Origin of the sequence: Curtobacterium sp. MCBA15_012, assembly GCF_001864935.2 — a bacterium.
Lineage (GTDB): Bacteria > Actinomycetota > Actinomycetes > Actinomycetales > Microbacteriaceae > Curtobacterium.
The window spans coordinates 901,292-926,310 of sequence record NZ_CP126267.1; the positions used below are offsets into that span (position 1 = coordinate 901,292).

Here is a 25,019-nt window from a genome sequence, read left to right on the forward strand (position 1 = left end):
GCACCGCACTTGTCCGGAATCAAGACCACCGGCCAGAAACGACTCGTCCTCGTCTCGGGACGAGCACACCCGGAGCTCTCGGAGCAGATCGCCGCCGAGCTCGGCGTCGACCTGGTCCCGACCGACGCGCGCACCTTCGCGAACGGTGAGCTCTACGCCCGCTTCGACGAGTCGGTCCGCGGCTGCGACGCGTTCGTCATCCAGTCGCACACCGCGCCGATCAACGAGTGGCTCATGGAGCAGCTCATCATGGTCGACGCGCTCAAGCGTGCCTCGGCGAAGCGCATCACGGTCGTCGCGCCGTTCTACCCGTACGCCCGTCAGGACAAGAAGGGCCGCGGCCGCGAGCCGATCTCGGCCCGCCTCGTCGCCGACCTGTTCAAGGCGGCCGGCGCGCACCGCATCATGAGCGTCGACCTGCACGCCGCGCAGATCCAGGGCTTCTTCGACGGCCCCGTGGACCACCTGTTCGCGATGCCGGTGCTGCTCGAGCGCTTCAAGCAGATCCTCGACCCCGAGACGCTCACCGTCGTGTCGCCCGACATGGGGCGCGTGCGCGTGGCCGACATCTGGTCCGAGAAGCTCGGCGCGCCCCTCGCGATCATCCACAAGCGTCGCGACCCGCTCATCCCGAACCAGGTCTCGGTGCACGAGATCGTCGGCGACGTGTCCGGTCGCGTCTGCCTGCTCGTCGACGACCTCATCGACACGGGCCGCACGATCGCGAAGGCCGCCGAGGCCCTGAAGAACGCCGGCGCCACCGGTGTCGTCGTCGCCGCGACCCACGCCGTCTTCTCCGACCCCGCGACCGAGCTGCTCCAGAGCAAGTTCATCGACCGCGTCGTCGTCACCGACACGCTGCCGCTGCCGATGGAGAAGCGGTGGGAGCGCCTCGAGGTGCTGCCGATCGCGCCGCTCATCGCCCGGGCCATCCACGAGGTCTTCGACGACGGCTCGGTCACCTCGATGTTCGACGGTGCGGCGTAGCGCACGGGTCCGGAGCGGTCGGGTCGGTCGATCGTGACCGCTCCGGCCCGGCGGATGCGCCGTCGCGGTCCGGTCGCGCGATCGTGACCGCCCCGGTCCACCCCGCGCGGAACGCGCTCGCCGCCCGACTCCGGGCGGCGGGCAGCGTCTTCGCCGAGGACGAGGCCGACCTCCTGCTCGAGGCCGGTGACGGCGACCCCGTGCGACTCCGGACGCTCGTGCAGCGTCGGCTCGCCGGGGAGCCGCTCGAGGTCGTCCTCGGCTGGGCGGCCTTCGACGGGCACCGGGTCCGTGTCGCCGCGGGCGTGTTCGTCCCGCGCACCCGCACGACCGTCGTGGTCGAGCAGGCAGCCCGGCGGCTCCAGCGGTACGACCGCGTGGTCGACCTGTGCTGCGGGGTCGGCGCGATCTCGGTCGCGTTGCTCGGCCGGGTCGGTGCGCTCGACCTCGTGGCGGCCGACGTCGACCCGGACGCAGCGGACGTCGCCGCGGAGAACATCGGCGACCGCGGGATCGTCGTGACGGGCGACCTGTTCGCGCCGCTGCCGGACCGGTTCCGCGGGGCGGTCGACGTCGTCGCCGTGAACGCCCCCTACGTGCCGACGGCGGAGATCGCGCTGATGCCCGTGGAGGCTCGGGAGCACGAGCGCACGGTCGCCCTCGACGGCGGCCCGGACGGGCTCGACCTGCACCGCCGGATCGCTGCGGGCGCGGGGGAGTGGCTCCGGCCGGGCGGTGCGGTCGTCATCGAGGTGTCCGAGGAGCAGGCAGCGACCTCCGCGGCGGCGTTCGCAGCCGCGGGCTTCGCCGTCGAGGTCGTGCACGACGACGCGGTCGACGGGACCTGCGTGGTGGCGGTCCGTCCGAGCTGACCGGCGGTCCACCGCGCTGACCCGGCGCAGTCCGTGGCGGCCGGCTCGGCCCGGGGTGGTCGGGCGCCGTCCGCACTCAGCTGTTCAGCCCGCACTCGGCGGTTCAACCCGCACCGGTCGGGTGAGCCCGCACCGGTCGGGTCAGCCCGCGCTGACCTGGACGCTGTGCCACCCGGAGGCACCGTTCGGCGCCGGCTGCCGTTCGACGCTCGTCTGCACCTGCCCGTCGGCACTGATCGCTCGCACCTGCAGGCGGTGCGACCCCGCGGTGGGCTGCCACCGCCAGACCCACTGGCGCCAGGTGTCCGCCGACGCGGAGTCTGCGAGCGTCGCGTCCTGCCACGGACCGTCGTCGACCTGCACCTGGACGCCCTTGACGCCCGTGTGGGGCTGCCACGCGACGCCCGCGACCGCGACCGTTGCTCCGGCGTCCACGGTGCTGCCGTCGCGCGGGGTGTCGATCCGTGACTCGAGCTTCACCGGCCCCCGCTCCGACCACCCGCGGGGCGTCCAGTAGCCCTGTGCGTCGGCGAACCGGGTGACCTCGAGCTCGGTGACCCACTTCGTGGCCGAGACGTAGCCGTACAGGCCGGGCACCACCATGCGGACCGGGAACCCGTGCTCCGGCGGCAACGGCTCACCGTTCATCCCGACGGCCAGCAACGCCGCCGTCCCCTCGTCCTGCAGGACGTCGAGCGGGGTCCCGGCCGAGAAACCGTCGCTGCTCCGTGACAGCACCATGTCGGTGCCGTCGTGCACACCCGCCCGGGCCAGGAGCTCGCGGATGGGGTAGCCGAGCCACATCGCGTTGCCGATCAGGTCGCCACCGACCTCGTTCGACACGCAGCTCAGCGTGGCCATGTGTTCCTCGAGCGGGAGCGCGAGCAGTTCGTCCCAGGTCAGCTCGACCTCGCGGTCGACCGCGCCGTGGATGCGGAGCCGCCACTGTGCCGGGTCGATCGACGGTACGCGGAGCGCGGTGTCGATCCGGTAGAAGTCGGTGTTCGGCGTCACGTACGGGCTGATGCCGGACACGTCGAGCGAGGCACCGGCCGGCACGGCGGGGGCGGCCGTCGCGGGCGCCGGGAGGCGGATCGCACGACGCGCGGCTGCGGCCGCCTGCAGCGCGGAGGTCCCGATCCGGGAGGCACTGCCGACGACGACCGCCGTCACCGCGGTCGCGGCGCCCCACACGAGGAAGGCGCGGCGTTCCGTCCCGGCGGGCCGGGGTGCGGCGGACGGCACCGCGGCGGCAGCCTCCCACCGTCGGAGCCGCTGCAGGAGCACGCGGAGCACGACCACCGCCGCGGCGACGCCGAGCACGGTCGGGGCGCCGTCCCACGTCCCGCTCCCGGTGCGGGTGGTCACGGACAGGAGGGAGAGGACGCCGCCGAGCGCGAACACGAGGGCACCGAACGGCGGCCGTGCACGTTCCAGGACGCCGGCGCCGGCGCTCACCGCGGCGGTGACGACGGCCATCAGCACGAACAGCGCGGCCTTGTCACCGGTGCCGAACAGCCCGACCATCAGGTCCTTCGCGGCCGGCGGTGCGAGGTCGATCACCGCAGACCCCACCGCCACGAGCGGACTGCCCGCCCCACCGAGCAGGAGCGCGACGAGCTCCGCGACGCCGAGGAAGACGGCGACCGCGACGACCCCGCAGGCAGCGGCGAACAGGACTGGGCGGCCCACCGGGGGCTGCGGAGCGTCGTCTCCCGGTGTCGTGCTGTGTGCCGGTGTCGTGCTGGGTGCCGGCGGACGGTCTGCGGTGGTCACCCGAGCAGCGTAGGTCGGCGGGACCCCGGATGCGCTGACAGTCGGGGGACTGTGGACGGCGCGACTGCCGTCGGGGCCTGTGGAGGAGGGAGCCGCTGCCACCCACCGGGTTCCCGGACCGTTCACCGACCGCCACAGCGCGCTGCCCGCCACCCGTGCGAGGATCGGACCGTGCCGAAGCCCCCCGACCGCGTCCCCCGACGTGGTCGCGGACGTGCCACCGGCCGGCGCCGTGTCGAGCGGTCGCCGCGTGCCGGTGTGCCGCGGCGTCGGATGTCGACCGCGCGCCGCATCACCGTCCTGCGCTGGGTGGTCCTCGCCGTCTGGGCCGTCCTGCTCGGCACCCGCGTCGCCGTCGTGACGGCGGCGCCGCAGACCGACCTGACGCTCCTCGGCGTCGTCGAGCTGCTCGCGATCACCGCGGGGGTCCTCCTCGTCGGTGCCGCGGTCGTCCGCGCGCAGGCGGTCCGTCGTCGTCGCGCGGACGAGGCCCTGGCCCTGGCGATCCGCCGCATCGACCCGACGGTCTGGCTCGTGCCCGCGGCCCCGACACCGGAGCTGCGGGACGCGGTGCGCCGGGCGCGGCCGGACGCCGACCTCGGACAGCGGGTCACGTGGGCGTTCGGCGCGACCGAGGCCTCGCTCTGGGAACTCGAGGAGCGTCGGGCGACCAGGCTGTTGGTCATCCGCTGGAGCCGGGTGGTGCACGTCGGCATCGAGGACGTCGACGGGGAGCGGCGCGCGAGCGCGGTCGCCCTGCACTACGTGCGTCCCGACGACTCGACGGCCGTCGCGACCTTCTTCGTGCGCTCGGCACCCGGGTCGAAGCGCCTGCTCGGCCGCGGTCCGCGCCTGGACCGGCTGGTCGCCGATCTCGCCCGGGAGCGGATCGTCGCCTGACGCACACGAGGGCCGCTCCTCCCAGAGCGACCCTCGCGGTGCACCCGCCGATGTCGGTGCTCCTGCGGACGTCAGTGCGTCGACGGCTCCTGCTCGACCTCGCGGCGGTCGTCCTCCGACCACAGGGTGTGGAAGGTGCCGTCCTTGTCGATGCGCTGGTAGGTGTGCGCGCCGAAGAAGTCCCGCTGGCCCTGGATGAGCGACGCGGGGAGACGGTCGGACGCGAGCGAGTCGTAGTACGCCAGTGCCGACGAGAAGCCCGGTGCGGGGATGCCCGACGCCACCGCGATGCCGACGATCCGGCGCCAGGCGGCCTCGCCCTCGGCGACGGCGTTCGCGAAGTACGGGTCGACGAGGAGCGACTCGAGTCCCGGGTTCTCGTCGTACGCCTCGACGATGCGGTTGAGGAACTGCGCCCGGATGATGCAGCCACCCCGCCAGATCTTCGCCACGTTGCCGAGGTCGATGTCCCAGCCGTACTCCTTCGCGCCGGCGATGATGACGTCGAAGCCCTGCGCGTACGCGACGACCTTCGACGCGTAGAGCGCGGCGCGCACGTCGTCCTCGAACGTGTCGGGGACCTCGACGACGTCCGGTCGCCGCTGCACGGACTGCTGCACGGCGGCACGCTGCGACGGCTTGGACGACACGGCGCGCGCGAACACCGCCTCGCCGATGCCGGACACCGGGATGCCCAGGCCGACCGCGTTCTGCACGGTCCAGACACCGGTGCCCTTCGAGCCGGCCTCGTCACGGATGACGTCGACGAGCGGCTTGCCGGTGTCGGCGTCCTGCTGCTTGAGCACCTCGCCGGTGATCTCGATCAGGTAGGACTCCAGGTCTCCCTCGTTCCACTTGCCGTAGATCTCGACGAGTTCCTCGACGCTGTGGCCCCCGGCGCGACGGAGCAGGTCGTACGACTCCGCGATGAGCTGCATGTCCGCGTACTCGATGCCGTTGTGCACCATCTTCACGAAGTGGCCGGCACCGTCGGTCCCGATGTGGGTCACGCAGGGCTCGCCCTCGGCGACCGCGGCGATCGACTTCAGGATGGGCCCGAGCGTCTCCCAGGCCTCGTCCGAGCCGCCCGGCATGATCGACGGACCGTGCAGGGCCCCTTCCTCGCCACCGGAGATGCCGGTCCCGACGAAGTTCAGCCCCTTCTCCTTGAGGTCGTGCTCGCGACGGATGGTGTCGTGGAAGTTCGCGTTGCCGCCGTCGACGATGATGTCGCCCTCCTCGAACCGCTCGGCGAGCTGTTCGATGACGGCGTCGGTGCCCTTGCCGGCCTGCACCATGATGATCGCGGTCCGTGGCTTGGACAGCGACGCGACGAACCCGTCGATGTCCTCGGACGCGATGAACCCGGCATCGCCGTGCTCACGCATCAACTCCTCGGTGCGCGCGAAGGTGCGGTTGTAGACCGCGACCGTGTTCCCCTCGCGTGATGCGAGGTTCCGTGCGAGGTTCGACCCCATCACGGCGAGGCCGATGACCCCGATGTTCGCCTGTCCGTCGTTCTCTGCCACGTGGGTCTCCTTCGTCCTGACGTTGGCCCCAACCTACGAGCCGTCGCCCCGGTCCGCACGGATGCTGTGGCAACTGGGTACGAGCGTTCACCAGACCCATACTGTGGAGGGATGACCGACAGCGACGTCCTCCCGCCCGTGCTCGTGATGGGGGTCTCCGGCTCCGGCAAGTCGACCATCGGCCAGGCGCTGTCCGACGCGTTCGCCGAGCAGGGCCAGCCGAGCGTCTTCGTCGACGCGGACGACCTGCACCCGGCCGCGAACAAGGAGAAGATGCGGCAGGGCGTGCCGCTCACCGACGAGGACCGTTGGCCGTGGCTCGACGCCTGCGCGACGCGCATCGCCGAGGTCCAGGCCTCGGGGCACCGGTGCGTCATGGCGAACTCCGCGCTCAAGCGCGCCTACCGCGACCGCCTGCGTGCGGCCGCGCCCGACCTGGTGATCGCCTTCCTCGACGGCTCCCACGACCTCGTCGCGGTGCGCCAGTCGCACCGCCACCACGAGTACATGCCGACGTCGCTGCTCGACTCGCAGTTCGCGACCCTCGAGCGCCCGCAGGCCGACGAGACCGCCGTCCTCGTGTCGATCGACGGTCCCGTCGACGACACGGTGGTGACGATCACGTCGGCACTCGCGGTCACTTCCGGCTGAGCTCGGACAGGCGTCCGCGGTACTCCTCGGCGTCGATCTCGCCGCGGGCGAACCGGTCGGCGAGGACCGACCGGGCGTCCGAGCGCGCCCGCCACGATCCGCGGCGCAGGACGCCGAACAACACGGCGCCGACGACGAGGACGAGGACGAGGAGCAGGGGGAACGCCGGGAACGGCGGGCCGGCGTGCCAGTGGGGGCCGACGGCGGCGAGGGTGGTGAGAGCGGTGTGCACGGGGTCCTCCTGTGGTCCGGTGGTCGTCGCTGGTGCGACAGGACGATCGTCCGGCCTGGAGGCACGCCACGCGTCCGCCGGGGAGGCCCACTTCCGTCTGCTCCCGCGGTGGGTCCCGCGGTCCTCCTCCACAGCCGGGTACGCCCGGGGGAGTAGTCCACAGATGCGGCGCTGACGGGTCGTCGCGCGGGAGCGACGGACCTAGGCTCGCCCCGTGACCACCGACGCCCCTGCTCCGCCGCCCGGTACCCGCCGGGTCCTCGGTGGGTCGCGCTTCGGTCGGATCGGGCGGGTGCTCCCGATCGCCGTCGTGCAGATCGCCGGCACCCTGCTCGCCTCGGGTGTCGTGGGCGGTCCGGGCGGTCCCGGCCCCGGCCCCGGGGCGAGACCACACTGGGTCATCGGTGGTCCACCGAGCCCGCCCGTCGACGTCGTGCCGCTCGCGGTCGTGCTGCTCGTGGCCGGCGTCGTCGCCCTGCCCTGGCGGTGGTCCTTCCCGCGGACGGTCCTCGTGGTCACCCTCTGCACGACCGTCGGGTACGCCGTCCTCGTCCCCGCGCGCGGACCGTTCGTCGCTGCGCTCACGATGGCGATGGCGAACGCCTGGTTCCGTGGACACCGGAGCGCCGTCCTGGTGTCCGCCGCCGTCGCGGTCGCGCTGCTGCCGACCGCCGACGACCTGGTCGGACGGTCGTCCGGCGCGGATCTCGACGGCGTCTTCCTCGCCCTGGCCTGGGTCACCGTGACGATCGTCGTGTCGGAGCTCGCCCGCGACCGGACCGAGCGCGTCGCCGAGCGGCGGCGCGCTCGGGTAGCGGCCGAGCAGCAGCGCGCCCGCGACGAGCGCGTCCAGATCGCGCGGGAACTGCACGACTCGGTCGCCCACAGCATGTCGCTCATCAACCTGCAGGCCGGGGTGGCACTGCACCTCGGCGCCGGGCTCCCCGAGGCGACGAAGGAGTCACTCACGAGCATCAAGGACACCAGCCGCGACGCGCTCGTCGAGCTGCGGGCCATCCTCGGCGTGCTGCGCTCGGCCGACGGGACGGGCCTGACACGGACCGGAACAGGGATGGGGACCGGGACGGCTGAGGGTACGGCTGCGGGGACGGGTACGGCTGCGGGGACGGGTACGGCTGCGGGGACGGGTACGGCTGCGGGGACGGGTACGGCGTCGGGGACCGAGGCGGTCGCGGGGGCGGGAGCACCGGCGCGGGCTGTGGCGGCGGCCGGGGGACCGGACCGCGTTCCCGAACGGAACCCGGTCCCCGGGCTGGACCGTGTCCCCGACCTCGTCGCCCGTGCGCGGGCGGCCGGGGTCGACGTGTCGGTCCGTGTCGACGGGGACCCGACGGCGATCGGCGGCATCGTCGACCGCAACGCCTTCCGGATCGTGCAGGAGTCCGTCACCAACGTGATGAAGCACGCGCCCGGCCACCGCGCGACGGTCGACGTCCGTGTCGGACCGGACGTGGTCGAGCTCGTGGTCGAGGACCGCCCGCGACCGGACGCTCCTCCGCGCGCCGACCCGGCTGCGCAGCCCTCGGTCCGGCTCGGCGACGCCGGCAACGGGCTCATCGGCATGCGCGAGCGGGCCGACGCGGTCGGCGGGACGATGACGGCCGGACCGCTGCCCGGCGGCGGCTGGCGGGTCGCGGCACGCCTGCCCCGCCCGGCCGACCGCGCCGCGCTGGCTGACCGCGCCGCGCTGGCTGACCGCGCTGCGCTGGTGGACCGACCCGGGCCGACCGACCGCGCTGCGCCGGCCGACCGCGCTGCGTTGGCGCACCGACCCGCGCCGACCGACCACGCTGCGCCTTCCGACCGCCCTGTTCCTTCCGACCGCCCTGCGCCTTCCGACCGCCCCGCCCCGAGACCCGAGGACCGAGCATGAGCGACGCGACCGTCACCGCACCGATCCGTGTCGTGCTCGTCGACGACCAGGTGCTGATCCGCGCCGGCCTCCGCGCACTCGTCGACGCCGAACCCGGGATGACCGTGGTCGGGGAAGCGGGCGACGGCGACACCGCGGTCGACCTCGTTGGCCGGGAGCGCCCGGACGTGGTGCTCATGGACATCCGGATGCCGGGGTCGGACGGGCTCGACGCCACGCGACGCATCGGAACCGACCCGGACCTCGGTGCGGTGCACGTGGTGATCCTGACGACCTTCGAGGAGGACGCGTACGTGTTCGAGGCGATCCGCGGCGGAGCGGCGGGGTTCCTCGTGAAGGACACCGAGCCCGCCGAGCTCCTCCGGGCGATCCGGACGGTGTACGCGGGGGAGTCGCTGCTGTCCCCGGGGGCGACACGGTCCCTCGTCGCCGCCTACGCGACGCACGCGAAGCCGTCCGCCCTCGCGCCGGCGCTCGACGTGCTGACCGAGCGGGAACGACAGGTGATGCAGCTCGTCGCGCTCGGCCTGACGAACGCCGAGATCGCCGAGCGCCTGTTCGTCAGCCCGATGACCACGAAGACCCACGTGTCCCGCGCGATGATCAAGCTCGGTGCCCGCGACCGGGCGCAGCTCGTGGTCTTCGCCTACGAGACGGGCCTGGCGACACCCGGCTGGCAGCCGTGACCGCGGAGGTGCGAACCGCAGCGACATCCGCGAGCACGCCCGAGGTCCGCGTCACCCGCCGCCCTCGCAGACCTCCCCGAGAGCGCCGCGGGGCTCGGCCCTCGTGTCGTCGAGGCGTGAGCGACGAGGTCACCGCACCCGCACCGCGCTGATCGCCAGGTGCGGCCGCACACCGGCGTCGGCCCGCTCCTCGACGTCGACGACCGCGAACCCCGCCTCGTCGATGACCGCCGCGAGCCGATCGGTCGGCCACCGCCAGGCCGCGGTCACGGCGTGGTCGAACGGCTCGAGCGCTGCGCCGGAGAACGCCCCGACGAGCAGCCCGCCGCCGTCGGCCGTGACGCGGCGGAACTCCGCGAGGGCGTCCGGCACGGCCTCCGGGTCGTGGTGGACGAGCGAGTACCAGGACAGCACGCCACCCGCACTCCCGGCTCCGAGGCCGGTCGCCTCGAGCGTCGCGACGCGGAACGACACGTCCGGCGCGGACCGTCGGGCGATGTCGACGAACCGCGGCACGACGTCGAGCCCGACGACCCGGTGCCCGAGTCCGGCAAGGTGTGCGGTCCAGTGTCCCGGCCCGCACCCGGCGTCGACGAGCAGACCGTCGCACGCGGCCGCCCACGACTCGACCCGGGCGCGGTCCGACGGGTGCACGGCCGCCATCGAGCCGAGCGCCGCCGCGTACTCCTCTGCCCGCTCGTCGTAGGCCTGCCGCACCCGCTCGTCCACCCGGTCGTCCACCCGACGACCGTACCGACCGCGACGCCCGGTCGGTGTCCGCTCGTCCACTCCGCTCCGGGGCTCAGCGCACGAGAACCGCCCGCAGGCCTCAGCCCGCGAGAACCGCCCGCAGGCCTCAGAGCTTGAACGTCGCCCGCGGGATGTCCGACACGATCCGCCGCGCGGTCACCACCGCGTCCTCCTCGCTGATCTGGTGCGTGACGACGAGCGACGCCAGGTACGCCGCGTCCGCACGCCGCGCCATGTCGTGCCGTGCGGGGATGGAGCAGTACGCCCGGGTGTCGTCGATGAAGCCCGAGGTCTTCGTGAACGACGCCGAGTCGGTGACCGCTGCCCGGTAGCGCCCGATCGCCGCGGGGGTGTCGATGAACCACCACGGCGCACCGGCGTACACGGCGGGGTAGAAGCCGGCGAGCGGCCCGATCTCGCGCGAGAACACGGTCTCGTCGACGGTGAACAGCACGAGGTGGAAGCCGGGCTCGGTGCCGAAGGCCTCGAGCAGCGGCCGGAGCGGCTCGGTGAACGCCCCGACGGTGGGCAGGTCGTGTCCGGTGTCGGGGCCGAAGCGTTCGAGGGTCGGGCGGTGGTGGTTGCGGAGCACCCCGGGGTGCAGCTGCATGACGAGGCCGTCCTCGACGCTCATCTCGGCCCAGCGGTACAGCATGTCGTGGCGGTACGCGACGGCCTCGGCGGCGGTCACGCGGTCCGGCCCCTGCACCGCGGCGGCGTGGATGCGGGCGCGCTCGACGGCGGACAGCGGGGCGGAGCCGGCGTCGAGGACCCCCGTGTCGGTCGCGGTCGCGCCGTGCTCGAGGAAGTACCGGCGCCGCGCGCGCAGCGCGGCCAGCAGGCCGTCGTGGGTGCCCGTGTCGATGCCGGCGGCCTCCCCGACCGACGCGACCACGCGCCTCCAGTCCGGCCCGGAGGGGTCGAAGACCGCGTCCGCGCGGAACGTGGGGAGGACGCGACCGGTGAACGTGGGGTCCGCTGCGAGCCGCGCGTGCGCGGCGAGGTCGTCGGCGGGACCGTCCGTGGTGGCGAGCACCTCGATGCGGAAGGCGTCGAACAGGGCGCGCGGCCGCATGCGCGGCTCGGCGAGCAGCGCGGCCATCCGGTCGTACTGGTCGTCCGCGTTCGCGGCCGACGGCTGCTCGGTCAGCCCGAACACGTCGTGCAGCTCCGTCTCGAACCAGTGGCGCACGGGGGTGGCGGTGAAGTCCTCCCAGTGTGCGGCCAGCGTCCGCCAGATCGCGCGGCCGGGAGGCACGGCGTGCGTCCCGGAACGGTCCTCGCGTCCCAGCGCCTCCAGTCCGACACCGTTCGCGTGCAGGAGCCGCAGGACGTAGTGGTCGGGCGTGACCAGCAACGCGGCGGGGTCGGGGAACGGCTGGTCGTCCGCGAGCAGCGCGGCGTCGACGTGTCCGTGGGGCGAGATGATCGGCGCGTCGCGGACCGCGTCGTACACGGTGCGGGCGACGGCGCGGGCACCGGGGTCCGCGGGGAACAGCCGGTCCGGGTGCGGTGCGAGGGGGGTGGCGGTGGTCGTGCGGGGCATCGACGGCTCCTTCGGTGCGGGTGGCGGGGCGAGCGGACGGGACGGGGCGGTCGGGGGACCGGTCAGGGTCCGCCACCCGGTGCGGGGCCGGTCGACTCCCGCACGGTCAGGTGGGTCGGGAGCGCGACGGCCGAGGCCGTGTGCTCGTCGCCCGCGCCGTCCGCCGGGGGTGCCCCGAGTCGACCGAGCAGCATCCGGATCGCGACCTGCCCGGCCCGCTCGATGGGTGACGTCATCGTCGTGAGGGGCGGGTTGCAGAAGTCCGCTCCGAAGATGTCGTCGCAGCCGACCACGGACACGTCCTCGGGTACGCGGACGCCGCGTTCCCGGAACCGCCCGAGCATGCCGATCGCGATGAGGTCGTTGAAGGCGATGCACGCGGTCGCCCCGGCGTGCACCGCGGCGTCGGCGGCTGCTGCGCCCGAGTCGACGAACGGTGCGTGCGGGCCGATGCGGGCGACCCGCACACCCAGACGCCTCGCGACCCGCACGAGTGCCCGCCACCGCCGTTCGTTCGACCACGAGCTGTCCGGTCCGGCGACGTAGAGGACGTCCCGGTGGCCGAGGGAGACGAGGTGCTGCACGGCCTGCTCGACCCCGCCCGGCGTGTCGATGAGCACCGACGGGACGCCCGCGGGCCGGCGGTTCACGACCACGAGCGGGGTCCGTTCGGCGAACCGTGCGATCTGCGCGTCGGACAGTCGCGAGGCGGTGAGCACCGCGCCGTCCGCCTTGGTCGCGATCGCGCCGAGGGCGGCGAGCTCGGCCTCGGCGGACTCCTCGGTGTCGACGAGCAGCTGCGTCCACCCGGCGGCGGCCAGCTGGTGCTGCGTGCCGCGGATGACGTCGAAGTAGAACGGGTTCGTGATGTCGGACACGAGCACCGCGACCGCCCGGGTGCGTCCCGACGTCAGGGCGCGCGCCTGCTGGTTCGGCACGTAGCCGAGTGACCGCGCTGCCTCCTGGATGCGCTGCTGCGTGACCCGGTTCACGCGGTCTGGCAGTGCGAGCGCCCGCGAGACGGTCGAGGGGGCGACGCCGGTCGCGTCGGCGATGTCCCGGATGGTCACCCGCCGGGTGGTGTCGGTCTCGCGCACCGCTCCTCCGTCCTGCCTCGCACCGTCGCGAGGTCCTGCCTCGCACCGTCGCGAGAGCGGATCCGCACCGTCGCGACGACGGGTCGGCACCGCCGCCTCGTCGCGCCGGTGGACCGACGGTAGGACGGGCTGGCAACAACTGGCAACCGGTTGCCGGTTGTTGCCAGCGGCGGGACAGTGGTGCGCAACCGGCAGCGCCGCCGGGGACCGGGCAGCGCCGCCCGGTGGAGGTCTCGAGGAGGAAACCCCCGCATGAGCACAGGAAGACGCAGGACCCGCGCACTCGTCGGTGCCGCCGTCGTCGCGGTCGCCGCCCTCACGCTCCAGGGCTGCGCGGTCGTGGACGGCAGCGGTGACGACCCGGCCACCCTCCGCGTGATGATGGCCGCGGACACGACCTACCCGAAGGAACGCAAGCAGTGGCAGCAGGAGACCGCTGCCGAGTTCAAGCGCACCACGGGCGCGGACATCCAGTGGGAGACGTACTCCTCGCCCCAGGAGGAGCTGACCGCCATCCAGACGAGCGTCATCTCCGGGCAGGGGCCGGACGTCTACGCGATCGGGACGACGTTCACCCCCACCGCCTACGCCACCGGGGCCTTCGTCGAGATGGGCAGCGACCAGTGGCGCGCCGTCGGCGGGAAGGACCAGTTCGACGCCGCGTCGCTCGGCATCTCCGGGCCGAGCGCGTCGAAGCAGATCGGGATCCCGTTCGCCAGCCGCCCGTTCGTGATGGCGGTGAACACGGAACTCCTCGCACAGGCCGGGATCACCGAGCTGCCGACGACCTGGGACGCGCTCACCGCGGACGCGGAGGCGACGACGCGTGACGGTCACTTCGGCATGGCGGTCGCCTACGCCGACGGCTTCGACCCGTGGAAGTTCGTCTGGGGCATGGCCGAGAACGCCGGCAACACCATCGTCGACGGCTCGAAGGCCGAGATCTCCGCCGACGCCGTCGAGAACGCCTACCGCACCTACTTCGACTGGGTGACCAAGGACGGCGTCGTCGACCCGGCGGCGATCGGGTGGAACAACGCCCAGGCGCTCGCACAGTTCGCCGACGGCAAGGCCGCGTTCTTCCCGATGACGACGACGACCTCGCTCAACACGCTGAAGGGGTCGGCGGTCGACGGGAAGTACCAGTACGCGCTGCTGCCGACCGTGCCCCCGGGGGCGACCGAGCGTCCCGCCGACGGCATCGAGGCGGCGAGCATCCTGTCCGGCGACAACCTCGTCGTCGCCGACTACGGCACCAAGCAGGACCTGTCGTTCGACTTCGTGCAGCAGGTCTCGTCGCCCGCGGCCCAGGAGCGCTACTTCGAGCTCTTCGGGCAGCTACCGACGAACACCGAGGCCGCGCAGACGATCGCGCGGGAGAACCCGGACCTCGCCCCGATCGTCCAGGCCGGCAAGCTCTCGAAGCCGACCGCCTTCACCGGTGCGTGGTCCGACATCCAGCTCTCGCTCGTCGACGTCGTCGTGCAGTCCATCCCCTCGCTGAAGAGCGGCGAGGTGACGGACGACCAGCTCCGGAAGCGGCTCGCCGCCGCCCAACGGGACGCCCAGGCGACCCTGGACCGACAGAAGAACGGAGGCCTGTGATGACGCAGGTCCAGACCCGGGCACCACGCGACGCCGAGCGCCCGCCGCGCGAGGTCCGTCCGCACGGCCGCACACCGCTGTACCGGCGCGAACGTCCGCTGTGGATGCTCCTGCCCGGTGGCGTGCTCATGCTCGTCGTCATCGTCGTGCCGCTCCTGGTGGGCGTGTACATCGCGATGCTCGACCTCGACCAGTACACGCTCCGCCAGTGGTTCAGCGCCCCGTTCGTCGGACTCGCCAACTTCGTCGAGGCGTTCACCGACTCACCGCTCCTGCACTCGGTGTGGATCTCGGTGTCGCTGTCGGTGCTCGTCACCGCCGCGACCGTGCCGATCGGTGTCGCCGCGGCGATCTCGACGCAGAACCGGTTCCCCGGGCGCGGACTCGTCCGCTCGGTCTACCTCATCCCGTACGTGCTCCCGGCCTTCGTCGTCGGCACGTTCTTCCGGACGATGCTCCAGCCGCAGGGCGTGGTGAACACGGTGTTCGGCACGGACGTCCTCTGGCTGAACGGCTCGGCGTCGTACTGGGCGCTCGCCGGCGTCATGGTCTGGACGAGCTGGCCGTTCGTCTACCTGCTCTCGCTCGCCGGGCTGCAGGCCGTCGACGGCGAGGTGCACGAGGCCGCGGCTCTCGACGGCGTCACCTGGTGGGCGAAGCTCCGGTACATCGTCTTCCCGTACCTCCGGGGCCCGCTGAGCCTCGCGGTGATCATCTCGATCCTGCACAACATCAACAACTTCACGCTGCCGTTCGTCCTGTTCGGCATCCCACTGCCCTCGAGCGTCGAGGTCATGCCCGTCCTGACGTACATCGCGAGCTTCCAGTCGTTCCGCTTCGGGCTGTCCGCGGCGATGGCGATCTGCTCGCTCGTGATCGTCGCGATCCCGCTGTTCGTGTACCTGCGGGCCGTCAAGCTCGACACCGGCGACGACGCCGGACCCACCCGGAAGCAGCGCCGCGCCGACCTCGCGACGCTCGCCGCCCCCGCGGCGGCCGACATCGAGGGAGCCCGCGCATGAGCGCCCACGGCACGCCGTTCGCCGGGACCACCCGGACCCGTCCGACCGCGACGCTCACCGAGAGCATCACCGCGCCGGGACGACGACCCGGCAGACGCCCGTACGACACCGACGTCACCCGGCTCCTGCCGCGGTGGCTGCTCGTCCTCGTGATCGCGGTGATCACCGCCTTCATCGCGGCCCCGGTGCTCTACATCCTGTTCGGCTCGGTCAACTCCGACGTCGCGGTCGCCCGGGGCGAGTACTTCCCGTCCGAGTTCACGCTCGCGAACTACGTCGCGATCTGGGACACCGTCGCCCTCGGCCAGGGGCTGGTGAACTCGCTCCTCACCGCCGGGGCCGTCGCGGTCGCGAGCGCCACGCTCGCCGTGTCCACCGCCTACGTCCTCGTCCGGTTCCGCTTCCTCGGCCGCCTCACGATGCTGCGGGGGCTCCTCGCCCTGCAGTCCGTCCCCGGGACGCTCCTGCTCCTGCCGGTCTTCGTGGTGTTCGCGAACATCGCGAGTGCGACGGGCGTGCAGGTGATCGGTAGCCGGTGGGGCCTCTTCGTCACCTACCTGACCTTCGCCCTGCCGTTCTCCACGTGGGTCATGGTCACGTACCTGCGCGGTCTGCCGAAGGAACTCGAGGAGGCCGCACGCATCGACGGCGCCTCGAGCGGGCGCATCCTGCGGAGCGTCGTCCTGCCGCTGTCCTGGCCCGGCATCGTCGTGTCGGCGATCTTCGCCTTCCTGCTGGGCTGGAACGACGTGCTGTTCAGCACGATCATGACGACCCCGAACACCCGCACCGTCGCGGTCGTCCTGCAGGTGCTCGGCACCGCCCAGGAGGGCGGCGCCGTCCCGATCTACGGCCAGATGATGGCCGCCTCGATCGTGTGCGCCGTCCCGGTGGTCGCGCTCTACCTGGTCTTCCAGCGCTACCTGGTCGGCGGCCTCACGGCCGGCTCCGTCAAGTAGGCCGCTGTGCACAGCGTGCACTCCTCCACGGACAGCCTGGAGGCGCGGTGCGGGCCCGCCCCGCGCCTCCAGGCTGGTACCCCGGTCACCACGAAGGGAACGTCATGACCCAGCCCAGTTGGGAACTCTCCGGTTTCGGCGACGAGATCGACGCCGATCCGGCGGTCCAGGTCGCCGTGCTGCAGGCGCTCGGCGCCTCCGCGATCGAGGTGCGGAGCGCCTGGGGGGTGAACGTCGTCGACCTCGACGACGACCAGCTCGCCGGCCTGCACCGTGTCCTCCGGGAACGCGGCCAGACCGTGTCCGCGATCGCGTCGCCGATCGGCAAGGTGCCCGTCGACGAGCCCGTCGAGCACGAGGTGGGGCGGCTCGGCCGGGCGATCGCCGCGGCGCGCGCGCTCGGCACCACGAACATCCGGATCTTCTCGTTCTTCTTCCCGGGCCGGAGCGCCGAGGACGTCCGCGACGACGTCCTCGTCCGGATGCGGGCGCTCGCCGACCGTGCGGAGCGCGCGGGGGTCACCCTGCTGCACGAGAACGAGAAGGACATCTACGGCGACGTCCCCGACCGCGTGCTCGACATCGTCGAGAGCGTCGGGTCGCCCGCGCTCCGACTCGCCTGGGACAACGCGAACTACGTCCAGTGCGGGGTCCGCCCGTTCACCGACGGATGGGCGCAGCTCGCCCCGTACGTCGACTACCTGCAGGTCAAGGACGCCCTCGCGGCGGACTCGTCCGTCGTCCCCGCGGGCGAGGGCGACGGTGAACTGCTCGACACCCTCACCGCGCTGCGTGACGCCGGGTACTCCGGGTACGCCTCGCTCGAACCGCACCTCAGCGACTTCACCCACCTCGGCGGGTTCTCCGGCCCCGCGGCCTTCGGTCGCGCCGGTCGTGCCTTCCGCGCCCTCACCGACCAGATCGGAGTCACCCTGCGATGACCTCACCACTCAAGTTGGCAGTCGTCGGCGCCGGCGTCATCGGCCGCCACCACGCCCGCGTCGCCGTCCAGCACCCCGACCTGCAGGTCGTGGCCCTCGTCGACGCCGTCCCTGCGGCGGCCACGAGCGCCGCCGACGAACTCCAGGCCCTCGGCGTGCCCCGCCCCGTCACGACCGCGACCATCGAGCAGGCCATCGCCGCGACCGACATCGACGTCGTCGCGATCTGCTCGCCGTCCGGCATGCACGTGCAGTTGGCCGAGGCAGCGCTCGCCGCGGGCAAGCACGTCGTCATCGAGAAGCCCCTCGACACGACGATGCCGCGGGCACGCGAGATCGCCCGGCTGGCAGCCGAGGCCCGCACGCGCGGGCTCGTCACGAGCGTCATCAGCCAGCACCGGTTCGACCCGGCATCGGTCGCCGTCGCCGGGGCGGCGCACAGCGGCGCCTTCGGGACCGTGACCTCCGGCGTCGCGAGCGTCGCGTGGTACCGGTCGCAGGGGTACTACGACTCGGGTGACTGGCGCGGCACCTGGGCGCTCGACGGCGGCGGCGCGGTCATGAACCAGGGCGTCCACACGGTCGACCTGCTCGTCTGGGCGCTCGGTCGTCCGGAGGAGATCTCCGCCCAGGTCGGGCTCCTCGCGCACGACCGGATCGAGGTCGAGGACACCGCGGTCGCGACCGTCCGGTTCCGCGGTGGTGCGCTCGGCGTCATCCACTGCACGACCGCCGCCTACCCTGGCCTCTCGGCGCGCTACGCCGTGTACGGCACGCACGGTTCCGCGATCGTCGACGACGACCGGCTCGCGTACTTCCACGTCGCCCCGGACACAGCCACCCTCGAGTCGGCGTCGACCACCGCGAACACCACGGCGGTCACGGACGCCGCCGACCAGAAGGACGCCGTCGTCCCGCCCGAGCACGTCGTCGGCGGACCGGGCGAACCGGACCACTTCGCCGCCGGGCACGCACGCCAGTACACCGACGTCGTGGCGGCGATCCGCGAGGGCCGCGATCCGGGCGTCACCGTCGACGCCGCACTCGTCTCGCTCGCGACCGTCCGCGGGCTCTACGTCAGCGCGACGCTCGGGCAGCCCGTGCGCATCGACGACGTCATCGACGGGAAGTACGACGACGTCGTCCCGACCGTCCCGGTCACCACCCGCGAAGGAGCAACCCGATGAAGTTCTCCGTGTTCACCGCCTCCACCCCCGACTGGACGCCGTCGCAGGCTGCCGAGACCCTCGCCGAGCAGGGCTGGGACGGCATCGAGTGGCGCGTCGTCGACGACCGTCCGGCCGACGGGCAGCAGGTGCCGGCGGACCGTGCGTTCTGGGTCGGCAACCGGTCGACGTGGCAGTTCACCGGCATCGTCGACCAGGTCGGCGAGATCGCGCGCACCACCGACGCCGCCGGGCTCGGGTACTCGGGCATCGGCGGCTACCAGCCGGTCGCCGACCACGAGGGCGTCGAGACGATGCTCCGCGTGACGGCCGAGCTCGGTGCCCGCCAGGTCCGGGTCACCATGCCGATGTACCGGCGTGAGCGCGAACGGACGGGCGCGACCTACGGGGAACTGTTCGACCGCACGCGGGCCGACCTCGAGTGGGCGGCGGGTCGCGCAGCGGACCTCGGGGTGAAGGCCCTCGTCGAGCTGCACCACACGACGATCACCCCCTCGGCCTCCGCGGCCCTGCGGCTCCTCGACGGCCTCGATCCCGCGCACGTCGGCGTCGTCCACGACCTCGGCAACCTCGTCATCGAGGGGCAGGAGGACCACCTGGCGGCCTTCGAGCTCCTCGGTCCGTACCTCGCCCACGCCCACGTCAAGAACGCCCGGTGGGTGGACACCGGCGACACCCGTGCCGACGGCAGTCGCGTCTGGCAGCACGAGTGGGCACCGCTGCGCGACGGCCAGGCGTCGGTGGGGGAGTACCTCGACGCACTCCGCCAGGTGGGTTACGACGGCTGGGTCACGGTCGAGGACTTCTCCACCGCCCTGCCGCTCGCCGAACGCACCGCGGACAACCTCGCGTACCTCCGGTCCCTGGTCCCGGTGACGGCGTGACCACCCGACGGCCGGGCATCGTGCACCTCGGCGTGGGTGCCTTCGCCCGCGCGCACCTCGCCTGGTACACGCAGCGGGCGGCGGGTGCGCCGTGGGGCATCACCGCGTTCACCGGTCGTTCGGCGCACGCGGCCGAGGCGCTCACCGCGCAGGACTGCCGGTACACGCTCGTCACCCGGGCCGCGGCCGGGGACACCGCCGAGGTCGTCGACGCGATCGTCGCCGCGCACCCCGGCAGCGACGACGAGGCCTGGAGGCGCGCGGTCGCGTCCGCCGACACGAGCATCGTGACGCTGACGGTCACCGAGGCCGGCTACCGCGCGGACTCCGACGTCCCGGCCCGCCTGGTCGACGGGCTCGCGGCGCGACGGGACGCCGGCGGTGGGCGGATCGCGCTCGTCAGCCTCGACAACCTGACGCACAACGGCGAGGTGCTCCGGCGGGCGGTGGCATCGGCGGTCGACGACGCGGCGCTGCGCACCTGGGTCGACGAGCACGTGGCGTTCCCGTCGTCGATGGTCGACCGGATCACCCCGGCGACGACCGACGCGGACGTCGCGGGCCTCGCCGACCTGCCGGGGGCGCTGCCCGGCGACCGGGTGCCCGTGGTCACCGAGCCGTTCGCCGAGTGGGTGCTCGAGGACGCCTTCACCGGGGTCGACCGACCGGCGTGGGAGACCGCCGGGGTCCGACTCGTCGGTGACGTCACGCCCTTCGAGCAGCGCAAGCTCTGGCTGCTCAACGGCGCGCACTCGGTGCTCGCGTACCTCGGGATGCTCCTCGGGCACGAGACGGTGGCCGAGGCGGTGGGCGATCCGCGCTGCCGTGCCGCCGTCGACCAGCTGTGGGACGAGGCCTCGGCGGAGCTCACGCTGCCGGCCGACGAGACCACCGCGGCCCGGGCAGCGCTCCTCGGACGGTTCGCGAACCCGCGCATCCGGCACACCCTCCGCCAGATCGCCGCCGGGGGTTCCGAGAAGCTGCCCGTCCGGGTCGTCGACGTCGTGCGCCGACGACGCGACCGCGACCCGGACGCGGGCATCGGCCCGGGTGCCGCGACCGCGATCGCCGCCTGGTGGCTGCACTGCACCGAGCAGCCCGCGCTCGTGACCGACCCCGGTGCGCCCGGGCCAGACTCGGACCTGCACGCCGTGCTCGCCGTGATCGCACCCGACCTCGACACCACGCCCGTGGTCGCCGCCGTGACGGCGGCCGCCGACCGCATCCGAGCCGCGGCGCACGACACCGGCAGCGCCGCCGGCAGCCCACGCACCGACGAAGGAGTCCACGCATGACCGACGCGAGCACGACCGGCACCACGAACCCCGCAGCACCGGTCCCCGGCGCGACCGACGGCGGTGCCGCGACCGACCCGACGGCCGGGCGGCCCGACACCTGGGCGTCGACCGACCGCGGGCAGCTCATCGACCGCGCCGAGGTCGTCGTCACGAGCCCCGACCGCAACTTCGTGACGCTGAAGATCACCACCGTCGACGGGGTCACCGGACTCGGCGACGCGACGCTGAACGGTCGCGAGCTCGCCGTGGCGGCGTACCTGGCCGAGCACGTCGTCCCCCTGCTCGTCGGGCGCGACGCCAGCCGGATCGAGGACGCCTGGCAGTTCCTGTACCGCTCGTCGTACTGGCGCCGCGGCCCGGTCACGATGGCCGCGATCGCCGCCGTCGACATGGCGCTCTGGGACGTCAAGGCCAAGGTCGCGGGGATGCCGCTGTACCAGCTGCTCGGCGGGGCGTCGCGGACCGGCCTCATGGCGTACGGGCACGCCTCGGGCAAGGAGCTCCCGGAGCTGTTCGACTCGATCCGGGAGCACCAGGCTGAGGGCTACCGGTCCATCCGCGTCCAGACCGGCGTCCCCGGGCTCGAGAGCATCTACGGCATCGCGTCGAACCGCACGACCGAGGGCAACGCGGGTGTCCGGTACGACTTCGAGCCGGCGCAGCGCGGGGCGTACCCGGCGATGGAGGACTGGGACACCCGCGCCTACCTCCGGCACGTGCCGACCGTGTTCGAGGCGGTCCGCAACGAGTTCGGCCCCGAACTGCCCCTGCTGCACGACGGTCACCACCGGATGACCCCGTTGCAGGCCGCGAAGCTCGGCAAGTCCCTCGAGCCCTACGACCTGTTCTGGCTCGAGGACTGCACTCCGGCCGAGAACCAGGAGGCACTCAAGCTCGTCCGGCAGCACACCACGACGCCGCTCGCGATCGGCGAGGTGTTCAACACGATCTGGGACTTCAAGGACGTCATCCGCGACCAGCTCATCGACTACGTCCGCGGTGCCGTGACGCACATGGGCGGGGTGACGCCGCTCCGCAAGACGATGGACTACGCGGCGCTGTACCAGGTGAAGTCCGGGTTCCACGGCCCGACCGACATCTCACCGGTGGGGCTCGCGGCGCAGATGCACCTCGGGCTCGCGATCCACAACTTCGGCATCCAGGAGTACATGCAGCACGGGCCGCGCACGAACCAGGTGTTCCGGCAGACGTCCACCTTCACCGACGGCTACCTGCACCCCGGCGACGAGCCCGGCCTGGGGGTGTCCCTCGACGTCGACGAGGCGGGGAAGTACCCCTACGAGCAGGCGTACCTGCCGTTCAACCGCCTGGCCGACGGCACCGTCCACGACTGGTAGCGCACCGTGGCACCCGGGGCATGCTGGGGCGATGGAGTTCGCGGACGTGGCGAGGGAACTGCTCCTCGTCGCGCCCGCCGACTTCGTCCGTGAGCGCACCGCCCGGCAGCGGGCCGTCCGCGCGGACGACCGTCCCCTCGCGACCCGGATCGGCGGGCTCCGGAAACCCGCACCCGCGGCCTGGGTCGTCGACCTGCTCGCGCACGACGGCGCGCTCGACGAGGCCGTGGGTCTCGGGCCGTCGATCCGGCAGGCCCAGGCGGACGCCGACCCGGACGCCATCCGGCAGCTCCGACGGCAGCGGTCCGTGGTCGTCGACGCCGTCGTGCGCGCCGGGGCCGACCGCGCGGCCGACGCCGGGCACCCGGTGACCCCGGCGGTCCTCGACCAGGTCCGCGCGACCGTCGAGGCCGCGATGGTCGACCCGCACGCCGGTGCCGCCGTCCGCTCGGGGCTGCTCGTCCGTGCCCTGGAGAGCGCCGGGTTCGATGCGGTCGACCTCGACGGTGCGCTCGCCGACCCCGACGCCGTGCCGGAGGCGTGGTCCGGCTCGGACGCGGAACCCATCCCGATCGAGAGCGCGCGCCGGTCCCGGCAAGCGGGTCGCGCCGCCACCACGACGCACCAGCAGCCGCAGCACCACCAGGACGAGCGCCGGCAACAGCACCACCAGCGCGAGCGCGAGCGCGAGCAGCAGGAGCACGAGCGGGCACAGCAGGAGCACGCCGCCCGCGAGGCCGAGGCCACCGCCCGCGCCGAGTCCCGCACCGCCGACGCCGCCCTCGACGCCGCGGAGTCCGACCTCGAGCGGGCGGAGGAACGCCGGGCCGACCTCGAACGCCGGCTCGCCGACGCGGCCACCGCGGTCGAGCGCGCCGAGCGGGCCCGGGACGCCGCGGCCGAGGCGAGCGACCGCGCCCGCGACCTCCTGCGCGCCGCCCAGCACCACCGACGCGACGTCGGACGCTGACGGAGTACCACGCAGCACCAGCACCAGCACCAGCACCAGCACCAGCACCAGCACCAGCACCACCGCCCCCGCGGTACGACACGCCCGGGACGGTACTGGTAGAGTGGCGCACGACTTCGGCGAGGGTCGCGTTCGCGCGGCCGTGATCGACGCGGCGGATGCCCGGCAAGCTCTGGGAACGTTCCTCACGCGTGCACGCGTTCGAGTTGCAACACCACAGACCCCACGATGCCGGCACCCCGGTGTCGCCCACGAGACCAGGAGGCACCATGGCCGACTACACCACGCTCGCAGTCGAGATCCGCACCAAGTTCGGCAAGGGTGCGGCCCGCAAGCTCCGCGCCGCCGACAAGATCCCCGCCGTCATCTACGGCCACGGCACCGAGCCGCAGCACGTGTCGCTGCCGGGCCACGAGACGATGCTCCTCGTCCGCACCGCGAACGCGGTCGTGGACCTCGACATCGAGGGCACCTCGCAGCTCGCCCTCGTCAAGGACGTCCAGCGTGACCCGGTGCGCCAGATCATCGAGCACATCGACCTCGTCGTCGTGCGTCGTGGCGAGAAGGTCACGGTCGACGTGCCCGTCGTCGTGACCGGTGAGTCCTTCTCCGGCACCATCCACGTGCAGGACCTCTCCTCGGTCTCGCTCCTGGTCGAGGCGACCAACATCCCCGAGCACGTGACGGTCGACGTCGAGGGCCTCGAGGACGGCACGCAGGTCCTGGCGTCGCAGCTCGAGCTGCCCGCCGGCGCCGAGCTCGAGACCGACGGCGAGGCGCTCGTCGTCCAGATCGTCACCCCGCGTGGCACCGCCGACGACGACGCCGCCGACGAGGCAGCTGCCGAGGCCGGCGCCGAGGCGGGTGCCGAGGGCGGCTCCGCCCCGGTCGACTCCGAGTAAGCACACCCTCGCGGACGTCTGGCCGACGCTGATGGCAGTGGACACGCTCGTCGTGGTCGGGCTCGGGAACCCCGGGCCCGGCTACGCGGGCAACCGCCACAACGTCGGCCAGATGGTCCTCGACGAACTCGCCGCCCGCATGGGTGCGACGTTCAAGAAGCACAAGACGCCGAACCAGGTCGCCGAGGGGCGTCTGGTCCCCGGCGGCACCAGGATCGTCCTCGCGAAGCCGGGGTCGTTCATGAACACCTCCGGCGGACCCGTCTCGAGCGTCCTCGGGTTCTACAGCGCCACCCCCGCCGAGCTCGTGGTCGTGCACGACGAGCTCGACCTGCCGTTCGACACCGTCCGTCTCAAGGGCAGCGGCGGTCACGGCGGGCACAACGGCCTGCGCGACATCATCAAGGCGACCGGCACGAACGAGTTCTCCCGGGTGCGGATCGGCATCGGCCGTCCCCCGGGTCGACAGGACCCCGCCGACTACGTCCTCCGCGACTTCTCGCCGACCGAGAAGAAGACGCTGCCGAACCTCCTCGCCGACGGCGCGGAGGCGGTCGAGGCGATCGCGGAGCTCGGGCTCCTCGCCGCGCAGCAGCGCGTCCACGCCCCCTCCTGATCGGCGTCGGCGGACCGGGCTCCGCACGCGCGTCGGACCGGCCGGGAGGCGCACCCCGCGTCCGTCCCGTCGGCTGCGGTCCGGCAGCGGTGGCCGGCGCCAGGGCGCGCCCGGTGTCCGTCCCGTCGGCTGCGGTCCGGCGCTCCACCGGCACCGCAGGGGACACGGCGCGGGTGCCCGGCTGACCGGAGGACGCGTCCACGGTCCCCGAACTGGGGGACCACGTCGTCCCCCGCCCGTCAGTACGGTCTGCGGCGGAGGAGCGTCCTCCACGAGGGGGACCACCATGGGGCGAAGCACCCGGACGCCGCGACACGTCGCGACCGGACGACCGACGACACCGGGCCGGAGCAGTCC

Annotated in this window: 23 protein-coding genes; 17 read left to right on the forward strand and 6 right to left on the reverse strand. The window is 73.1% G+C overall.

All coding sequences use genetic code 11. From position 1 onward, the window contains the following. Positions 1–9: 9 nt before the first annotated feature. Together QOL15_RS04160 and QOL15_RS04165 are read left to right on the forward strand one after the other, a co-directional pair. A complete protein-coding gene (locus tag QOL15_RS04160; protein WP_065964720.1) occupies positions 10–987 on the forward strand; it encodes a ribose-phosphate diphosphokinase in 978 nt (325 codons plus the stop codon). An 83-nt stretch (positions 988–1,070) separates the two neighbouring features. Further along, the gene (locus tag QOL15_RS04165; RefSeq protein ID WP_071245448.1) at positions 1,071–1,859 is read left to right on the forward strand and encodes a putative protein N(5)-glutamine methyltransferase; all 789 of its coding nucleotides are present in this window, start codon (positions 1,071–1,073) and stop codon (positions 1,857–1,859) included. A gap of 141 nt (positions 1,860–2,000) precedes the next feature. Here QOL15_RS04165 and QOL15_RS04170 read toward each other — a convergent pair whose 3' ends face one another. Then, positions 2,001–3,551 carry a molybdopterin-dependent oxidoreductase gene (locus tag QOL15_RS04170; RefSeq protein ID WP_175473790.1) on the reverse strand — a complete coding sequence of 517 codons (1,551 nt, stop codon included), beginning with the start codon at positions 3,549–3,551 and terminating at the stop codon, positions 2,001–2,003. 255 nt (positions 3,552–3,806) lie between these two features. Between QOL15_RS04170 and QOL15_RS04175 the strand changes: the two genes are divergently transcribed. Continuing rightward, positions 3,807–4,535, forward strand: a complete 729-nt coding sequence (locus QOL15_RS04175; RefSeq protein WP_139197253.1) for a hypothetical protein — start codon at positions 3,807–3,809, stop codon at positions 4,533–4,535. 71 nt (positions 4,536–4,606) lie between these two features. On the opposite strand, the gene gndA is transcribed toward QOL15_RS04175, so the two are convergent. After that, positions 4,607–6,064 (reverse strand): NADP-dependent phosphogluconate dehydrogenase, encoded by a 1,458-nt coding sequence (gndA, locus tag QOL15_RS04180; protein WP_083393805.1) that lies wholly within the window; start codon positions 6,062–6,064, stop codon positions 4,607–4,609. 111 nt (positions 6,065–6,175) lie between these two features. Here gndA and QOL15_RS04185 point away from each other — a divergent pair, with 111 nt between their 5' ends. Next, on the forward strand, positions 6,176–6,715 hold the full coding sequence (locus QOL15_RS04185) for a gluconokinase (RefSeq protein WP_071245449.1): 540 nt from the start codon (positions 6,176–6,178) through the stop codon (positions 6,713–6,715). Here the strand turns inward: QOL15_RS04185 and QOL15_RS04190 are convergent. Then, the gene (locus tag QOL15_RS04190) at positions 6,702–6,947 is read right to left on the reverse strand and encodes a hypothetical protein (protein ID WP_065964730.1); all 246 of its coding nucleotides are present in this window, start codon (positions 6,945–6,947) and stop codon (positions 6,702–6,704) included. The two genes, QOL15_RS04185 and QOL15_RS04190, sit on opposite strands and share 14 nt — an antisense overlap. 214 nt (positions 6,948–7,161) lie before the next feature. Here QOL15_RS04190 and QOL15_RS04195 point away from each other — a divergent pair, with 214 nt between their 5' ends. Then, on the forward strand, positions 7,162–8,841 hold the full coding sequence (locus tag QOL15_RS04195; RefSeq protein WP_305405414.1) for a sensor histidine kinase: 1,680 nt from the start codon (positions 7,162–7,164) through the stop codon (positions 8,839–8,841). Beyond that, entirely contained in the window at positions 8,838–9,527 is a 690-nt protein-coding gene (locus QOL15_RS04200) for a response regulator transcription factor (RefSeq protein WP_071245452.1), read from the forward strand. The genes QOL15_RS04195 and QOL15_RS04200 overlap by 4 nt, the downstream gene beginning before the upstream one ends. Positions 9,528–9,656: 129 nt before the next feature. Here the strand turns inward: QOL15_RS04200 and QOL15_RS04205 are convergent, their stop codons facing one another. The 3 genes from QOL15_RS04205 to QOL15_RS04215 all read right to left on the reverse strand — a co-directional run bounded on the left by QOL15_RS04205 (position 9,657) and on the right by QOL15_RS04215 (position 12,920). Then, complete coding sequence (locus tag QOL15_RS04205; RefSeq protein ID WP_254784062.1) at positions 9,657–10,268, reverse strand: class I SAM-dependent methyltransferase; 612 nt, start codon at positions 10,266–10,268, stop codon at positions 9,657–9,659. Positions 10,269–10,383: 115 nt separating this feature from the next. Then, positions 10,384–11,823, reverse strand: coding sequence for a glucuronate isomerase (gene uxaC / locus QOL15_RS04210; protein WP_071245454.1), 1,440 nt, complete (start codon positions 11,821–11,823; stop codon positions 10,384–10,386). 62 nt (positions 11,824–11,885) lie between these two features. After that, complete coding sequence (locus tag QOL15_RS04215) at positions 11,886–12,920, reverse strand: LacI family DNA-binding transcriptional regulator (protein WP_071245456.1); 1,035 nt, start codon at positions 12,918–12,920, stop codon at positions 11,886–11,888. A gap of 252 nt (positions 12,921–13,172) precedes the next feature. Here QOL15_RS04215 and QOL15_RS04220 point away from each other — a divergent pair, with 252 nt between their 5' ends. The 11 genes from QOL15_RS04220 to pth all read left to right on the forward strand — a co-directional run bounded on the left by QOL15_RS04220 (position 13,173) and on the right by pth (position 24,662). Then, entirely contained in the window at positions 13,173–14,525 is a 1,353-nt protein-coding gene (locus QOL15_RS04220; protein WP_083393806.1) for an ABC transporter substrate-binding protein, read from the forward strand. Further along, positions 14,525–15,547 carry a carbohydrate ABC transporter permease gene (locus QOL15_RS04225; RefSeq protein ID WP_071245458.1) on the forward strand — a complete coding sequence of 341 codons (1,023 nt, stop codon included), beginning with the start codon at positions 14,525–14,527 and terminating at the stop codon, positions 15,545–15,547. The genes QOL15_RS04220 and QOL15_RS04225 overlap by 1 nt, the downstream gene beginning before the upstream one ends. Then, a complete protein-coding gene (locus QOL15_RS04230; RefSeq protein ID WP_071245462.1) occupies positions 15,544–16,506 on the forward strand; it encodes a carbohydrate ABC transporter permease in 963 nt (320 codons plus the stop codon). The genes QOL15_RS04225 and QOL15_RS04230 overlap by 4 nt, the downstream gene beginning before the upstream one ends. 104 nt (positions 16,507–16,610) lie before the next feature. After that, complete coding sequence (locus tag QOL15_RS04235; protein ID WP_071245464.1) at positions 16,611–17,447, forward strand: sugar phosphate isomerase/epimerase; 837 nt, start codon at positions 16,611–16,613, stop codon at positions 17,445–17,447. Continuing rightward, the gene (locus QOL15_RS04240) at positions 17,444–18,634 is read left to right on the forward strand and encodes a Gfo/Idh/MocA family protein (protein WP_071245468.1); all 1,191 of its coding nucleotides are present in this window, start codon (positions 17,444–17,446) and stop codon (positions 18,632–18,634) included. The genes QOL15_RS04235 and QOL15_RS04240 overlap by 4 nt, the downstream gene beginning before the upstream one ends. After that, positions 18,631–19,518, forward strand: a complete 888-nt coding sequence (locus tag QOL15_RS04245; RefSeq protein WP_071245469.1) for a sugar phosphate isomerase/epimerase — start codon at positions 18,631–18,633, stop codon at positions 19,516–19,518. The genes QOL15_RS04240 and QOL15_RS04245 overlap by 4 nt, the downstream gene beginning before the upstream one ends. Next, on the forward strand, positions 19,515–20,813 hold the full coding sequence (locus QOL15_RS04250) for a mannitol dehydrogenase family protein (protein ID WP_071245473.1): 1,299 nt from the start codon (positions 19,515–19,517) through the stop codon (positions 20,811–20,813). The genes QOL15_RS04245 and QOL15_RS04250 overlap by 4 nt, the downstream gene beginning before the upstream one ends. Next, the gene (gene manD / locus QOL15_RS04255; protein ID WP_253181620.1) at positions 20,810–22,174 is read left to right on the forward strand and encodes a D-mannonate dehydratase ManD; all 1,365 of its coding nucleotides are present in this window, start codon (positions 20,810–20,812) and stop codon (positions 22,172–22,174) included. The genes QOL15_RS04250 and manD overlap by 4 nt, the downstream gene beginning before the upstream one ends. Positions 22,175–22,205: 31 nt before the next feature. Beyond that, complete coding sequence (locus QOL15_RS04260) at positions 22,206–23,144, forward strand: hypothetical protein (protein ID WP_071245476.1); 939 nt, start codon at positions 22,206–22,208, stop codon at positions 23,142–23,144. A gap of 269 nt (positions 23,145–23,413) precedes the next feature. Continuing rightward, the gene (locus QOL15_RS04265) at positions 23,414–24,046 is read left to right on the forward strand and encodes a 50S ribosomal protein L25/general stress protein Ctc (RefSeq protein ID WP_065961779.1); all 633 of its coding nucleotides are present in this window, start codon (positions 23,414–23,416) and stop codon (positions 24,044–24,046) included. Positions 24,047–24,077: 31 nt separating this feature from the next. Continuing rightward, positions 24,078–24,662 carry an aminoacyl-tRNA hydrolase gene (gene pth, locus QOL15_RS04270; protein WP_071245478.1) on the forward strand — a complete coding sequence of 195 codons (585 nt, stop codon included), beginning with the start codon at positions 24,078–24,080 and terminating at the stop codon, positions 24,660–24,662. Positions 24,663–25,019 lie beyond the last annotated feature (357 nt).

Bases quoted from the DNA above. Each gene is read 5' to 3' on its own strand.
- QOL15_RS04185 (WP_071245449.1), top strand. From the start codon at position 6,176: ATGACCGACAGCGACGTCCTCCCGCCCGTGCTCGTGATGGGGGTCTCC.
- QOL15_RS04265 (WP_065961779.1), top strand. From the start codon at position 23,414: ATGGCCGACTACACCACGCTCGCAGTCGAGATCCGCACCAAGTTCGGC.
- QOL15_RS04220 (WP_083393806.1), top strand. From the start codon at position 13,173: ATGAGCACAGGAAGACGCAGGACCCGCGCACTCGTCGGTGCCGCCGTC.
- QOL15_RS04260 (WP_071245476.1), top strand. From the start codon at position 22,206: ATGGAGTTCGCGGACGTGGCGAGGGAACTGCTCCTCGTCGCGCCCGCC.
- pth (WP_071245478.1), top strand. From the start codon at position 24,078: ATGGCAGTGGACACGCTCGTCGTGGTCGGGCTCGGGAACCCCGGGCCC.
- QOL15_RS04200 (WP_071245452.1), top strand. From the start codon at position 8,838: ATGAGCGACGCGACCGTCACCGCACCGATCCGTGTCGTGCTCGTCGAC.
- QOL15_RS04235 (WP_071245464.1), top strand. From the start codon at position 16,611: ATGACCCAGCCCAGTTGGGAACTCTCCGGTTTCGGCGACGAGATCGAC.
- manD (WP_253181620.1), top strand. From the start codon at position 20,810: ATGACCGACGCGAGCACGACCGGCACCACGAACCCCGCAGCACCGGTC.
- QOL15_RS04230 (WP_071245462.1), top strand. From the start codon at position 15,544: ATGAGCGCCCACGGCACGCCGTTCGCCGGGACCACCCGGACCCGTCCG.
- QOL15_RS04245 (WP_071245469.1), top strand. From the start codon at position 18,631: ATGAAGTTCTCCGTGTTCACCGCCTCCACCCCCGACTGGACGCCGTCG.
- QOL15_RS04225 (WP_071245458.1), top strand. From the start codon at position 14,525: ATGACGCAGGTCCAGACCCGGGCACCACGCGACGCCGAGCGCCCGCCG.
- QOL15_RS04240 (WP_071245468.1), top strand. From the start codon at position 17,444: ATGACCTCACCACTCAAGTTGGCAGTCGTCGGCGCCGGCGTCATCGGC.
- uxaC (WP_071245454.1), bottom strand. From the start codon at position 11,823: ATGCCCCGCACGACCACCGCCACCCCCCTCGCACCGCACCCGGACCGG.